The following is a 249-nucleotide window of genomic DNA, read 5'->3' on the forward strand; positions in this document are numbered from 1 at the left end:
CCAGCAGGCCGATCGCCACTGCCACTTGCTCCGAGTCGGCACGCGGCAGCGACTCCAGGCAGTGGCGGCCCTTTTGTTCGATCATGGCCAGCACACGGGCATGGCTGGCTTCTACCTGTTGCCTGTCGACGCCGCGTGCCAGGCGGATACCCAGCAGTTCCAGGCCTGATAAGGCGCTGTCGATGGCTGCCTGATAGTCGCTCTGCAAGGTGAACAGGCGGGCCTGCAACTGGCACAGCCGGGCCCGAT

1 protein-coding gene is annotated in these 249 nt (G+C 65.5%); it reads right to left on the minus strand.

Translation table 11 applies throughout. The features are described from left to right. The coding region (locus SB786_RS37115; protein ID WP_410731697.1) for a hypothetical protein at nucleotides 1-249 on the minus strand (249 nt) is incomplete at both ends.

This window comes from Burkholderia sp. SIMBA_062, assembly GCF_046534765.1.
Taxonomy (GTDB): Bacteria; Pseudomonadota; Gammaproteobacteria; order Burkholderiales; family Burkholderiaceae; genus Burkholderia; species Burkholderia ambifaria.